Annotated in this window: 13 protein-coding genes; 10 read left to right on the top strand and 3 right to left on the bottom strand. The window is 66.2% G+C overall.

Annotated elements, in window-relative coordinates:
- Positions 1-61: 61 nt before the first annotated feature.
- Together QMZ05_RS09530 and gspD are read right to left on the bottom strand one after the other, a co-directional pair.
- Positions 62-535 (bottom strand): tetratricopeptide repeat protein, encoded by a 474-nt coding sequence (locus QMZ05_RS09530; RefSeq protein WP_353700531.1) that lies wholly within the window; start codon positions 533-535, stop codon positions 62-64.
- 76 nt (positions 536-611) lie between these two features.
- Positions 612-2,987 carry a type II secretion system secretin GspD gene (gene gspD, locus QMZ05_RS09525; protein WP_353700530.1) on the bottom strand — a complete coding sequence of 792 codons (2,376 nt, stop codon included), beginning with the start codon at positions 2,985-2,987 and terminating at the stop codon, positions 612-614.
- 338 nt (positions 2,988-3,325) lie between these two features.
- Here gspD and QMZ05_RS09520 point away from each other — a divergent pair, with 338 nt between their 5' ends.
- The 10 genes from QMZ05_RS09520 to QMZ05_RS09475 are packed head-to-tail and all read left to right on the top strand — an operon-like array spanning position 3,326 to position 11,556.
- Positions 3,326-5,002 carry a GspE/PulE family protein gene (locus QMZ05_RS09520; protein WP_353700529.1) on the top strand — a complete coding sequence of 559 codons (1,677 nt, stop codon included), beginning with the start codon at positions 3,326-3,328 and terminating at the stop codon, positions 5,000-5,002.
- Between the two features lie 4 nt (positions 5,003-5,006).
- A complete protein-coding gene (locus tag QMZ05_RS09515; RefSeq protein WP_353700528.1) occupies positions 5,007-6,218 on the top strand; it encodes a type II secretion system F family protein in 1,212 nt (403 codons plus the stop codon).
- Positions 6,219-6,271: 53 nt separating this feature from the next.
- Positions 6,272-6,751, top strand: a complete 480-nt coding sequence (gene gspG / locus QMZ05_RS09510; RefSeq protein WP_353700527.1) for a type II secretion system major pseudopilin GspG — start codon at positions 6,272-6,274, stop codon at positions 6,749-6,751.
- A 15-nt stretch (positions 6,752-6,766) separates the two neighbouring features.
- Entirely contained in the window at positions 6,767-7,231 is a 465-nt protein-coding gene (locus tag QMZ05_RS09505; RefSeq protein ID WP_353700570.1) for a type II secretion system protein, read from the top strand.
- On the top strand, positions 7,206-7,628 hold the full coding sequence (locus tag QMZ05_RS09500) for a prepilin-type N-terminal cleavage/methylation domain-containing protein (RefSeq protein ID WP_353700526.1): 423 nt from the start codon (positions 7,206-7,208) through the stop codon (positions 7,626-7,628). The genes QMZ05_RS09505 and QMZ05_RS09500 overlap by 26 nt, the downstream gene beginning before the upstream one ends.
- The gene (locus QMZ05_RS09495; RefSeq protein ID WP_353700525.1) at positions 7,625-8,320 is read left to right on the top strand and encodes a prepilin-type N-terminal cleavage/methylation domain-containing protein; all 696 of its coding nucleotides are present in this window, start codon (positions 7,625-7,627) and stop codon (positions 8,318-8,320) included. The genes QMZ05_RS09500 and QMZ05_RS09495 overlap by 4 nt, the downstream gene beginning before the upstream one ends.
- Positions 8,320-9,279: a type II secretion system minor pseudopilin GspK gene (locus tag QMZ05_RS09490; protein WP_353700524.1), complete on the top strand. Its 960-nt coding sequence runs from the start codon at positions 8,320-8,322 to the stop codon at positions 9,277-9,279. The genes QMZ05_RS09495 and QMZ05_RS09490 overlap by 1 nt, the downstream gene beginning before the upstream one ends.
- Positions 9,279-10,352, top strand: coding sequence for a PilN domain-containing protein (locus tag QMZ05_RS09485; RefSeq protein ID WP_353700523.1), 1,074 nt, complete (start codon positions 9,279-9,281; stop codon positions 10,350-10,352). The genes QMZ05_RS09490 and QMZ05_RS09485 overlap by 1 nt, the downstream gene beginning before the upstream one ends.
- Positions 10,349-10,912, top strand: a complete 564-nt coding sequence (gene gspM / locus QMZ05_RS09480; RefSeq protein ID WP_353700522.1) for a type II secretion system protein GspM — start codon at positions 10,349-10,351, stop codon at positions 10,910-10,912. Before QMZ05_RS09485 ends, gspM begins: the two co-directional genes overlap by 4 nt.
- Positions 10,912-11,556 (top strand): hypothetical protein, encoded by a 645-nt coding sequence (locus tag QMZ05_RS09475; RefSeq protein ID WP_353700521.1) that lies wholly within the window; start codon positions 10,912-10,914, stop codon positions 11,554-11,556. Before gspM ends, QMZ05_RS09475 begins: the two co-directional genes overlap by 1 nt.
- 7 nt (positions 11,557-11,563) lie before the next feature.
- Here the strand turns inward: QMZ05_RS09475 and QMZ05_RS09470 are convergent, their stop codons facing one another.
- Positions 11,564-12,205: an A24 family peptidase gene (locus tag QMZ05_RS09470; protein WP_353700520.1), complete on the bottom strand. Its 642-nt coding sequence runs from the start codon at positions 12,203-12,205 to the stop codon at positions 11,564-11,566.
- Positions 12,206-12,249: the final 44 nt, after the last annotated feature.

Genomic DNA, 12,249 nt, shown 5'->3' with positions numbered 1-12,249 from the left:
GCAAATCTCGCTGTCGCGGGACCGCAACGGCTCGCGCGCAGCGCGGGCTTGCGATCGCTGATTACTTGACCGTCAGGCGCACATCCGGCGCCGGCCGGTCCGGGACCCATTCCAATGCAAAGCGCTGGCCGGCAATGATCTCATAGGTCGAGAGTTTCGATGCGACGGCATCGCGGAACCTGAGATAGGCGTCACGCTGCCGCCCGCCAGCGCGGGCCGCCGCCAGATTGAGCCATTTGTAGGCCAGCACAAAATCGGTCGGGACGCCGTGGCCCTTGTCATAGATCAGGCCGAGCTGGGCCTGCGCGAACGGATCGCCCTGCACGGCGCCGCGATAATAGAGGTCGGCGGCAGCGGCGTAGGCCTGCGGGACGCCGAAGCCGTGCTCATACATGAAGCCGAGCAAGCCGAGCGCTCTTGGGTTGCCGCGCTCGGCGGCGGGCTCGAGCTCCCGAGCCGCCCTGACATAGTCGCCGCGATGAAAGGCGGCCGCGCCGCGCGCGACGCCGTCGGCGCTCGCGACGGATGCGGTCATCGCCCAAAGCGCGACAGCAAGCGAGGCGCAGAGCGGCCTGCGCGATGTGAAAAGGCTGCGTGCGCTCATGCCCGGCTCAGTGATAGCTGGTGGTGATCGGCGCATTGGTCGTTGTCGTGGCGATGCTGCCGCGCAATTTCGAGCGAAGCTCCTCGGCCACGGTCTGGGCGTCGGAACCGTTGCGGATGATCTGCGGGCGGATGAAGATGATCAGCTCGGTGCGCTGGGTGCCGTTGCTCTGATGCCCGAAGGCGTCGCCGAGGCCGGGGATCTGGTCGAGCACCGGAAGCGCGTTGCGGGCGCCGCTCTGCTGTTCGCTGATCAGGCCCGCCAGCAGCACGGTCTGGCCGTTGGCGACCGAGATCTGGCTCTTGACCCGCCGCTCAGACACGGTCGGCGTCAGGTTCACCGTGCTGCTCTGCGGAACGTTGCTGATCTCCTGCTCGATGTCGAGCCGCACGGTGCCGTTGACACTGACGCGCGGCGAGACCTTCAGGATGATGCCGGTGTTGCGATAGTCGATGGTGTTGACCACCGTATTGCTGGTGGTCAGCACCGTCGCGCTGCCGGTCGACACCGGGACGACGTCGCCGACCTGCAGGGTCGCGACCTGGTTGTTGATCACGACCAGCGACGGATTGGAGAGCACCTTGACGCTGGTGACGGCATGCAGCGCATCCAGGATGAAGCTCGGCTGCGTCTCGGACCCGACCAGGAAGTTGAAGCCCGGGAAGGCCCGGTTGATGAAGGCGTTGGTGACCGAGCCGGCGACGGAGGCGACGCCGGTGGTCGCGTCCGTGGTGGTCGCGGGCGCCGTGGTGGCCTGGGTGCCCGTGAACGAGCCCATGTTCGGCTTCAGGCCGAGGCTCCGGCTGGTGAGATAGGTCTGCACGCCATAGGACAGGGTGTTGTTGAGCGTGACCTCGGCGATCGTCGCGTCGATCGCGACCTGGAGCTGCGGCTCGTCGATCTGCACCAGCGTCGCCTCGATGATGCGATAATTGGCCTGGTCGGCATAGATCAGGAGATTGTTGTTCACGACATCGGGCGTGATCCGCACGTCCTGCATGACGGGCTGGCCGTTGCCGGAGCCCGACGCGCCGCGTCCGGCATCCAGCGCGGCATTGTTGCCCTGGCCTTGATTGTTGGGATTGTTGGACTGTCCGCCGGCGCCAAATCCCTGGCCGAGGCCCTGGCCCGTCCCCGACGTGCCGCGGTTTGCGAAGCCGTTCATGCCCGAATTCGCGCCGTTGTTGTTGTTGAGCGACAGACGGTCGGCGACGCTTGAGGTCGACGAAGCGCCGGAGCCGGGCGCGAGCTGGCTGTCGGCGCTGTCGAGCAAATTGCCGGACGAGCCGCCGAGGAACATGTCGGTCAGCACCCGCGCGATCTGGCGCGCATCGCCGTATTTGACGCGGTAGACATGGACCGAGGTGCGCGCGGTGTCGTTGCGGTCGAGGCGCTTGATCCAGGTCGCGGCCGTGTGCAGCATCTCCGGCTTCTTGGTCACCACCAGCACCGCGTTGAGGCGCTGGATCGGCATGAACTTGATGACATTCTGGCTGAGGCCGTTCTCGCCGGAATCGACGATCTTCTCCAACTCGGCAATGACGGGCGCGGGCGACCCGCTCGAGATCGGGAAGATGCCGACGGACTGGCCGCGCATCCAGTCGACGTCGAAGCTGAGCACGGTGTCGACGGCGGTGCGGCGCTCGGCGCCGGTGCCCTGGATCAGAAGCAGATTGCGCGTCGTGTCGGCACGGACCGAGCCGGCCCTCGTGGCGAAGCTGTCGGTCAGCTTCAGCAGGGTCTGGGCCGACACATATTGCAGGGGGACCACCGAGACGCCGAATCCGGCCTCGGGATTGGCTGCCGCGGCATCGACGCGGCCGCCGCCGACAGCATCGCCGAGCGGCGTCAGGCGGTAGCCCGACGTATCCTTGAGCAACACGACGCCGCTCAGGCGGAGTGCGTTTTCAAGCACGAAGACCATGTCGGATTTCGGCACCGGGCGGACCGACACCAGGCTCACCGTGCCCTGCACCCGCGGGTCGATGGTGTAGCCGACATGCAGGATGTCGCCGAGCACGACCTTGGCGACGGTCGCAACCGGCGTGCTCTCGAAATTCAGGTCGAAGCCGTTGCCGTTTGACGAGGGTTGCGGCCGCGCATCCGCGATTCCAGTCACTTCGCTTCCGTCATACATCGCCGCGCGGACACTGCCGCTCTGGCTGCTGCCCGTCGCCGCCAGCGCGCTGACCGGTTGCGGCTGGCGCTGCGCCAGATCCAGCGAGCGCACCTTGTCGGTGACGTCGAGTTGAGACGCGTCGACGCTCTCGCCGACCGTCGCGGAATTGCAGGACGCCAGCAACCCCAATGACGTCAAGGCAAAAATGGCTGCGAGGCCGCCACGGATCGTCGGGCAGCGGCCCACTTTGCCTACGCGTTGCATGAAGGCCCTTCGCTCTGACTAACTGAAATTTCGATGGCTTGCGACGATCGGTCCTACCCCGGGAGGACTCTTAGCGATCGAACATGACAGAAATAAATTGGTTACATGATTGTCGTTCGAGGCCTGCCCATCGCATCGCACCAAAATCTGTGCAGCCGACGCCCCGTCGTCGTGTCCGCGAAGCCACGTCAAGGCTTCTTGAGCGAGGCGAACGATGCGGCTTCGCACAGCTGTCACACTTCGGATCGATAACCGCAAAACCGCCGGGAGCCGAACGCGACGGCACGTAGCGGACCTTGGCACGAGCTGATCCAGGATAGTGTGGCGGGATATAAGGAATGGCCAACGACCTGTCCGTTCGGTTCGTGGATTATCTCCGTCAGAACAATCACCTGACGCCGATCGACGGGGCGGCCGACCGGACCGGGCCGGGCGCCGATGTCAGGCAGCTCAAGCTGTGGGAGGTCACCAGTCTCTCGCCGACCGAATTCGCCGACGAGGCCGCGCGCTTCTTCGCGCTCGGCCGTCTGACGCTCCAGGATATGACCTCGGCCGAGCCGCTGGTCGGCTCGTTCTCGCCGCGCTTCCTGCGCGAGACCATGGTCTATCCGTGCCGGGCGGCCGATGGGACCACCGTCCTCGCGGTGGTTGACCCGACCGACCAGGCGACGCTGCGGGCGGCGCAGATCGTGCTCGGCGCCGGCATCGATGTGAAGGTGGCCTCATCTGAGGATGTCGCCATCGCGCTGAACAACTCGTCCAGCGCCGAGGAGGTCGAGGCCGCCGATACAACGGCGGCGCTGCCCCGGGAAGACGACATCGAAAGCCTGCGCGATCTGGCTAGCGGCGCCCCGGTGGTCCGCGCGGTCAACGATCTGATCGAGAAGGCGGTCGAGCTTCGCGCCAGCGACATCCATATCGAGCCGTTTTCGGCCGGCCTCATGGTCCGGCTGCGTATCGATGGCCTGCTGCGGCCGGTTGCGGCGCTGTCGGGCGTGCTGCCGCAGGCGGTGGTCTCCCGTATCAAGATCATCGCCAATCTCAACATCGCCGAGCGCCGCCTGCCGCAGGACGGTGCGGCGCGGCTGCGGGCCGGGCGCACCGACATCGATATCCGCGTCGCGATCATGCCGACGCAGCATGGCGAGTCCGCCGTCATCCGCATCCTGCCCAAGGATCGCGGCCTGCTGGTTGTCGAGAAGCTCGGCTTCTCCGCGACCGACGAAGGCAAGCTGCGGCGGCTCTTGAAGCTGCCGCATGGCATGGTCGTGATCACCGGGCCGACCGGCAGCGGCAAGACCACGACGCTGGCGACGATCCTGTCGATCCTCAATGAGCCCAGCCGCAAGATCCTGACCATCGAGGACCCGGTCGAATACGAGCTTCCCGGCGTCAATCAGTCCCAGATCAAGCCGGCGATCGGCCTGACCTTCGCCACCGCGCTGCGGTCCTTCGTTCGCCAGGACCCTGATGTCATCATGGTCGGTGAAATCCGCGATTCCGAGACCGCGCATGTCGCGGTGCATGCGGCGCTGACCGGGCATCTGGTGTTGACGACGCTGCACACCGAGACCGCGGCGGCCGCGGTGCCGCGTTTGCTCGATCTCGGGGTCGAAGGCTATCTGCTGCGCTCGGTGCTGCGCGGCGTGATCGCGCAACGCCTGGTGCGGCAATTATGCGAGCGCTGCAAGACGGCGCGGCCGCTGGCGACGGCTGATTTCACCGAGGATCCCCGGCTCGCCGCGCTTGGCTTCCGCGCCGAGGAGATCATCCAGGAGCCATGCGGCTGCGAGCGCTGCGGCGGGACCGGCTATCGCGGCCGTCTCGGCGTGTTCGAACTGCTCGAACTATCCAATGAATTGCGCGAACTGATCGGAGAGCGAACCGACGGGCTGAAGATCGATACGATGGCGATCCGGGCGGGCATGACCACGATGCTCGATGACGGGGTCGCCAAATGCCGCGCCGGATTGACCTCGCCCGCCGAGATCCTCCGCGTTGCGACGGTGCGGTGACGCCGTGCCGAATTATCGCTATCGCGCTTTGACCCAGGCCGGCGAGATCGTGAACGGCACGATCTCCGCCCCGACCGCGGCCGAGGTGGCGCGGCGGATCGAATATCTCAAGCTGCTGCCGATCGAGACCACCGAGGACAAGCGCGCATCGAGCGCCGCCGGCGGCCGTAGCCTGTTCGGCGGGCCGAGTGCCGCCGAGGTCACCACCTTCACGCGCGACCTCGCGTTGCTACTCAAGGCCGGCGCGCGTCTCGACGATGCGCTGGAGCTTTTGTCCGGCGATGCCGATGTCGGCCGGATGCGCCCGGTGGTGGCCAAGATCCGCGCGGCCCTGCTCACCGGCGAGAGCTTTGCCGATGCGGTGGCGGATCATCCAACCTTGTTCCAGCCGATGTACATCGCGCTGGTCCGGGTCGGCGAAATCTCCGGCACGCTCGACTCGGTGCTGGAGATGCTCGGCACCGAGCGCGCGCGGTCCGAGCAGATGCGGCGCAAGCTGACCGACGCCATGCAGTATCCGGCGTTCGTGCTGGTCGCGGCATCCGGCGTGATGCTGTTTTTCCTGCTGTTCGTGCTGCCGCAATTCTCGACCGTGCTCGGCGATTTCGGCGGCAAGTCGGATACCGCGCTCGCCAGCTTCATCGCGCTGTCGGATTTCCTGCGCGCCAACGCTACGGCGGCAAGCCTGATCAGCGCGGCGACGATCGCGCTGGCATGGTGGCTGCTGCGGCAGGCGCGGGTGCGCGCCGCGCTGGTCAACGCCATCTCGCGGGTGCCGGGCATCAGCAGCGCCTTCCAGTTCTATCGCGCCAGCCTGTTCTGCCGCAATCTGGGCGTCCTGCTCGGCAGCGGCGTCAACCTCACGGCCGCGCTGCGCATCCTCGTCGACATCATGGCGGTGACGGGAAGCGAGGCGAACTGGACCGCGGCCGCGGACCGCGTCCGTCATGGCGGCAAATTATCCGAGGCACTCGCGGTGGCGGACAGCCTGCCGCCGATGGCGGTCCGCATGCTGCGACTCGGCGAAGAGACCGGGCAACTGCCGGTGCTGGCCGGGCGGGTCGCGGAATTCTACGAAGCCAAATTGCAGCGCAGCCTGGACCGTGTCGTCGGCATCGTCGGTCCGCTGGCGATCATCACGATCAGCACCGTGGTCGGCGGGCTGATCGTCTCGGTCATGACGGCGCTGCTCTCGGTCACGCAGCTCGTCGGTTAAAGCAGAGGTCATCGGTCATGATATCGCGCAACAGGATCATCGAAATTCTTTCCATGCGAGCGGGACGCGATCGCGCCCAATCGCAAACGCCAAGGCGTTCGGGCGAGGCGGGCTTCACCCTGGTCGAGATGCTGGTGGTGATTGCGATCATCGGCCTCATCATGGGGCTGATCGGGCCGCGCGTGCTCAACTATCTCAGCGAGTCCAAGGTCAAGACCGCGCGCATTCAGCTGCAGAGCTTCTCCAGCGCGCTCGACCTGTTCTATCTCGACGCCGGGCGCTTCCCGTCCACGGCGGAGGGGCTCGCCGCGCTGGTCCGGCGCACGCCTGGGGTCGCGGCCTGGAACGGCCCGTATCTGAAGGGCGGCAACGTGCCGAACGATCCCTGGAATCACGCCTACATCTATCGCTCACCCGGCGAGCACGGCCCTTATGACATCGTCTCCTACGGTTCTGATGGCCAGGAGGGCGGCAGCGGCACCTCGGCCGATATCTCGCTCGAGAAAACGACAGCCGCCAACACCGACCAGTAAGGATGCATGGCTCGCATGAATGAGGCGGCGCAGCGCGGTTTCACCCTGCTCGAGATGGTGTGCGTGCTCGCCATCATCGCGCTGCTGGCAGCCGTGCTGCTTCCGTTCATTCCGCACCAGACCTCGCGGTCGCGCTTGCAGGCCTATGCGCTGCAGACCGCGACGCTGCTGAAGGCCGATCGCAACGCCGCCATCGAGCGCAGCACCAGCGTCGCGACGCTGGTCGATGCGCCGAGCCGGGTGATCCACTCCGGGGCGTCGCGCATGGCGGTGCGGATCCCCGATGACGTGCGGTTCGACGCCGTGCTGCCGCAGAGCTGTCAGCGCCGCGCGGCCCTGTCGACCATCCGTTTCTTCGCCAATGGCGGTTCCTGCGGCGGCTCCATCGCGCTGACGCGGCTCGATGCGGGATACGAGGTCCGCGTCAACTGGCTCACCGGAAGGGTTGAAATCGTTGCTCGCGACGTCGCCGCCAACTGACCGCGCTGATGCGGGGTTCACCATCATCGAAGTGCTGGTGGCGCTGGCGCTGGTGGCTGTCTCGATCGTTGCGATCGGCGCCGTCATGGGCGTCAAGACGCGCGGCGTCCGCGCCATGGAGCAGCACGTGGCGCTGATACAGGCGGTGCGGACATTGATGACGGTCGGTATTCCGCCGCGCGCCGAGTTGCAGTCGGGCTCGACGACGGGGCAGGCGGAGGGCTATCGCTGGACCATCGAGGTCAGCCCGCTCGGCGGCGACTGGAAAGTCCCTGATGGCAACGCGCCCTGGGCTCCGGAGCTGGTGCGGATTCGCGTCAAATCTCCAGGCGGTGCGCTGTCCGACATTCGCACGGTGCGCCTGATGCCGAGGTCTTCGGAAGGATCCGCGCAGTGACAGCACAGCGAACCAATGAGCGCGGCTTCACGCTGATCGAGATGATCGTCGCGCTGGCGCTGATGGGGCTGTTGCTGTCGGCGCTTGCCGGCATCACGGGGGAATGGCTGCCGACCTGGAACAGGGGGCTCGACCGGATCCAGCGCAGTGAATTGATCGGGATCGCGCTGGAACGGATCGGCGCCGATCTCGCCGCGGCCGAGTTCGTTGCGGCGAACCGCGATACCCACAAGCCGCTGTTCGACGGATCGGAGCTATCCGTGACGTTCGTGCGCACCTCGGTGGGGCCGAATGCGGGCCCGGGGCTCGACGTGGTACGCCTTGGCGAGACCCGCGACCGCGGCGAGTTCGTCACGGTCCGTTCGCAGGCGCGGTTCACGCCGCTCGCCGACGGGGTGTCGCTATCGGAACAGGTGCATCTCGGCAGCCCCGTGGTGCTGCTGCGTGCGCCCTATCGGCTGTCCTTCGCCTATGCCGGTGCCGACCGCGCCTGGAAGAGCGCGTGGAAGGATGCCGACCGGCTGCCGGCGATGATCCGGTTGACCGTGCGTGACGCGGCGAGCCAGCGCGTCCTGTCGGTTTCGACCATCGCGCCGGTCCATGTCCAGATTCCGAGCGACTGCACCAAGCCGGACGGCAATTGCGGCGACAAGGGCAGCTCCAACGTTCCGACCGATCAGGGGAAGACGTGATGGGCGCGCCCGGCAACAGCGGCCGATCGCCGGCCGACCGCGGCTTCGTCATCGTTGCGGTGCTCTGGATCCTGCTGGCACTGTCGTCGCTGGCGATCATCTTCTCGGCCTATCTTGCCGCGTCGGCGCGCGCATTGGCGGCGAGCGACTTGTCGTTGCAGACCGAGGCGCTGGTCTCGGCCGGGCTCGAGCTCACCGCCTATCAGCTGACGCTGACGGATGAGAAGACGCGGCCGCAATACGGGGCGTTTCATTTCGGGCTGGATGATGCCAGCGTCAACGTAGGCTTCACGTCGGAAGCCGGCCGCGTTGACCTGAACTACGCCTCGAAGGAGATGCTGATCGGCCTCTTCGTCGTGCTCGGCGCAAGCAAGGATGCCGCCAGCGAATATGCCGACCGGATCGTCGGGTGGCGGACCCGGCCTGCGCCGGGCAGCGAGAATGTCGAGGCGGCGCGCTACAACGCGCTGGGCTATTCGCCGCGGCAGGCGCTGTTCACCCATGTCAACGAGCTGGCGCTGGTCGCCGGCATCCCCGAGGCCTTTGTCGATCGTGTGCTGCCATTCGTGACGGTGTTTAACGGCAGTCCGGATGTCGATCCGAAAATCGCCGCGCCGGAAGTCGTGCTGGCCATCGATAAGGTATCGGGCAAAGCACAGGACGGTTTCGGGGCGAGTGCTCTTGGATCGAATGTCCTCGGCTCGAATGCTCCCGGCTCGAATGCTGCCGCGCCGAACGGCCTCGCCGCTGCAGCGCAGGCCCCGAACCCGCAAAGTGCGGCTTCGACCGCGCAGAGCCCGTGCTACCGGATCGCGATATCGATCCGATTCCGCAATGGCCACCGCACCACGTCTGAAGCGGTGATCGCGCTCGGCGACAAGGTCGAGCCTTATCGTGTGTTGTCCTGGCAGAACGACCTTGAACCGAGAAGCCCGGTTCTGTTGCGCGGGAGAGGGTGATGGCAATGCTTGCCGAAGCACGGCAATGGTTCGAGCAATGGATCGGCGCGGTCGCGACTGCCGTTGACGGCGTCGCGGGCCGGTTCATGCGCCGGCGCAGGGTCGAGCTCGACGAGAATGGCGACGGCACCTTCACCGCCCGTCTCGCGGTGGCGAAGGATGGCTCGCCCGTGACGCCGGCGTCGTTCCGACTCGATCACGATGCGCCGCAGCCTCCGCTGCCGGCGGACTGGAAGACGGCCCTCGATGGCAGCCGCATCGAGGTGCGATTGCGATCGGATCATGTCGTCAGCCGCGTGCTCGATTTCCCGAACCAGGCAAGCGACTTCCTCGACGGGATGATCCGTGCGCAGGTCGACCGGCTGACGCCATGGACCGCCGCCGATGCAGTCTTCGGTTGGGGTTCGCCGCAGCCGATCTCCAACGACCGCATCGAAGTCGCGTTCAGCGCCACCGCGGCGGCCAAGGTCGATCCGTTGATCCGGATGGCAAGGCAGCTCGGCGCCGCCTCCATTGCGGTCACGGCGCCGGCAGTCGGCAGCGACGCTGCCCCGCAACAGGTGACGCTGCTCGACCGGTCGCTGCGCGGCCTTGCCGGGCCTGCGGTCCCGCGGCTGCTGCGTATCGGCCTGGCTTCGACGGCGGCCGCGGCCGCGGTCTGCCTGCTGCTTAACATCTATGTCGGCGGATGGCTGCAATCCGAGCAGGAGGATCTGCAACACCGCATCTCGCAGCGCCGTGCCGCGCTGCGTCTCGATGCCAATGGCGATACGTCCGGCCTCGGCCTGCTGGCCAAGCGCAAGCAGACGACGCCGTCGAGCGTCATGGTCCTGGAAGCGATCTCGCGCGTGCTGCCCGACACGACCTATGTGACGGAGCTCCGCATCGAGGGCAACAAGGTGCAGGTGGTGGGACTGACCCAGGATGCGCCGTCCCTGATCCGGCTGCTGGAGCAGTCGCCGCAATTCACCCGCGCGACGTTCTTCGCGCCGACGACCCGCGCCGCGAATGAATCGGCGGAGCGGTTCCACGTCGAGGCCAATATCTCTGCTTATTTTGGGTCCGGTTCATGAGCGCAACATCCCGATCGCTGACCGCGGTCAGCACCTCGCCACTGGTCGCGACTGCGAGCTATCTCGGCCTCTTCGTGCTGCTGCTCTTTGTCGTCATCTCGTCGCTCTCGGACATCATCGGCCTGCGCAGCGATGTCGCGGCATCGGCCGGCATGCTGGAGCAGCTGGAGGGACGATCGAAAGCTAAGACCGCGCCCGGAGAGGCGGCCATGCCGACTGGCTCCGCCTATCTCGAAGGGGCGACCGTCACGGTCGCCGGCGCCACGCTGCTGCAGCGCGTGTCGGCCGCGGTGATCAAGGCCGGCGGCAATGTGCTGTCGACGCAGCTCGACGTGCCGAACGCGCCGGCCAAGGCCGGCTTCATCAGCATGGTCGCGAGCAGCGAGATCGAGCAGGCGCAATTGCAGCAGGTGCTTTACGATCTCGAAGCCGGCATGCCGTTCCTGTTCATCGATCAACTCGTGGTGCAACCGGTCGCCGACGAAGCCGCCAAGGGCGGAGATCCCGGCAAGTTGCGCGTGCTGCTTGGTGTCTCCGGACAATGGCGAGGAGCCAAATGATGCGACGCTGCGCTGCGACCATCCTGCTGTTGGCGGTGTCGGCTCAAGCCGCATTGGCTGCCGTGCCTGACCGGTCCGGCGATGCGCTGGATGCCGGCTTGCTCGACGAGACCCGCCTGGGAGGACCGGTGCTGAGTTCGCCGCCGGCCTCCGAGCCGGTGACGTCGGTCCGCGTGGCCCCTGCACCCGTGCCGACGCCGCGGCCGCTCAGCGCAAATCCGCTGTGGGCCATCCCGCTCACCACGCTGTCCAACACCCGCGACCGCCCGGTGTTCTCGCCGTCGCGGCGGCCTCCGCCTGTCGCCGTTGCGGAGCCGGAGGTCAGCAAGCCGCCGCCGCCACCGCCGCGCAAGGTCGCGACCGAGCCGCCGCCGCTGTCGCTGGTCGGCACGATCTCCGGAGATGATGAAAGCTTCGGGATCTTTCTCGATCAATCGAACAAGACTGCGCTGCGGCTGAAGATCGGCGACGATTTCCAGGGCTGGAAGCTGCGGACCATCAAGGCCCGCGAAGCCACCATGGAGAAAGACGAGCACGCCGCGGTGCTCACATTGCCTCAGCCCGGCGGTGATGAGAGCGGCGAGGCCCGCCTCGTTCCGGTCAGCACCGAGCGCAAGCCATTGGCGGCGCGAATCCAGAGGTGATTGTGCGCTAGTTCAACGCGAGCCAACTCTGAAGGGCCGGCGTCAGGAGAAGCCCGAGCGCAAGAAACGGGCCGAACGGAATCGACGTCTGACGCTTCATCTCGTGTCCTGCGAGTTGTAGGCCGCCGGCCACCCCAAGTGCCGCGAGCGCCGCGATCAGCAGCAGGGTCGGGATCCCCGACGCGCCGACCCAGATCGATGCTGCTGCAAGAAACTTGACGTCGCCAAGTCCCAACCCGTCCACGTGCCGTAGCGCAAAGTAAAGGCGCTGCAATAGCCAAAACACGATGCCGACGAGGGCGGCGATCGCCATCGCACTGAAGGCGGCTGTTGCGCTCTCAGTGATGACGACGTTGGCAAGCCCGAGCGCTGCGATCGCAAGATTCAGCCCGTCGGGAATGATGCCGTGACGAAGATCGATCAGCGCAACGCTGCAGCAGAGCACGCAAAGCGCGCCGTAAGATGCAATGAAATAAAGAGCTTCGTGATCGATCTGCATGGTGACGGGACAAGTGTGACGCGTGGACACATTGTGTTGCAACAACTCGCGCGCGTTGAACAGTGCATTTTCATCGATCGGGCAGCCGCATGATGCGTTTGCGGGATTGTGATCGTCATCGCCGAAGACGAAACAGAAAAGATGCGACAAAAAGTCTGCGCTGTCACAAATCCGCATAGGATACCGACAATAGT

This window comes from Bradyrhizobium sp. INPA03-11B, assembly GCF_040446015.1.
Lineage (GTDB): Bacteria > Pseudomonadota > Alphaproteobacteria > Rhizobiales > Xanthobacteraceae > Bradyrhizobium > Bradyrhizobium macuxiense_A.
Note: the sequence above shows the minus strand (reverse complement) of the source record. Positions and strands in the feature narration are given on the sequence as shown.

Bases quoted from the DNA above. Each gene is read 5' to 3' on its own strand.
- QMZ05_RS09520 (WP_353700529.1), top strand. From the start codon at position 3,326: ATGGCCAACGACCTGTCCGTTCGGTTCGTGGATTATCTCCGTCAGAAC.
- gspD (WP_353700530.1), bottom strand. From the start codon at position 2,987: ATGCAACGCGTAGGCAAAGTGGGCCGCTGCCCGACGATCCGTGGCGGC.
- QMZ05_RS09485 (WP_353700523.1), top strand. From the start codon at position 9,279: ATGGCAATGCTTGCCGAAGCACGGCAATGGTTCGAGCAATGGATCGGC.
- QMZ05_RS09530 (WP_353700531.1), bottom strand. From the start codon at position 535: ATGACCGCATCCGTCGCGAGCGCCGACGGCGTCGCGCGCGGCGCGGCC.
- QMZ05_RS09505 (WP_353700570.1), top strand. From the start codon at position 6,767: ATGAATGAGGCGGCGCAGCGCGGTTTCACCCTGCTCGAGATGGTGTGC.
- QMZ05_RS09475 (WP_353700521.1), top strand. From the start codon at position 10,912: ATGCGACGCTGCGCTGCGACCATCCTGCTGTTGGCGGTGTCGGCTCAA.
- QMZ05_RS09490 (WP_353700524.1), top strand. From the start codon at position 8,320: ATGGGCGCGCCCGGCAACAGCGGCCGATCGCCGGCCGACCGCGGCTTC.
- gspM (WP_353700522.1), top strand. From the start codon at position 10,349: ATGAGCGCAACATCCCGATCGCTGACCGCGGTCAGCACCTCGCCACTG.
- gspG (WP_353700527.1), top strand. From the start codon at position 6,272: ATGCGAGCGGGACGCGATCGCGCCCAATCGCAAACGCCAAGGCGTTCG.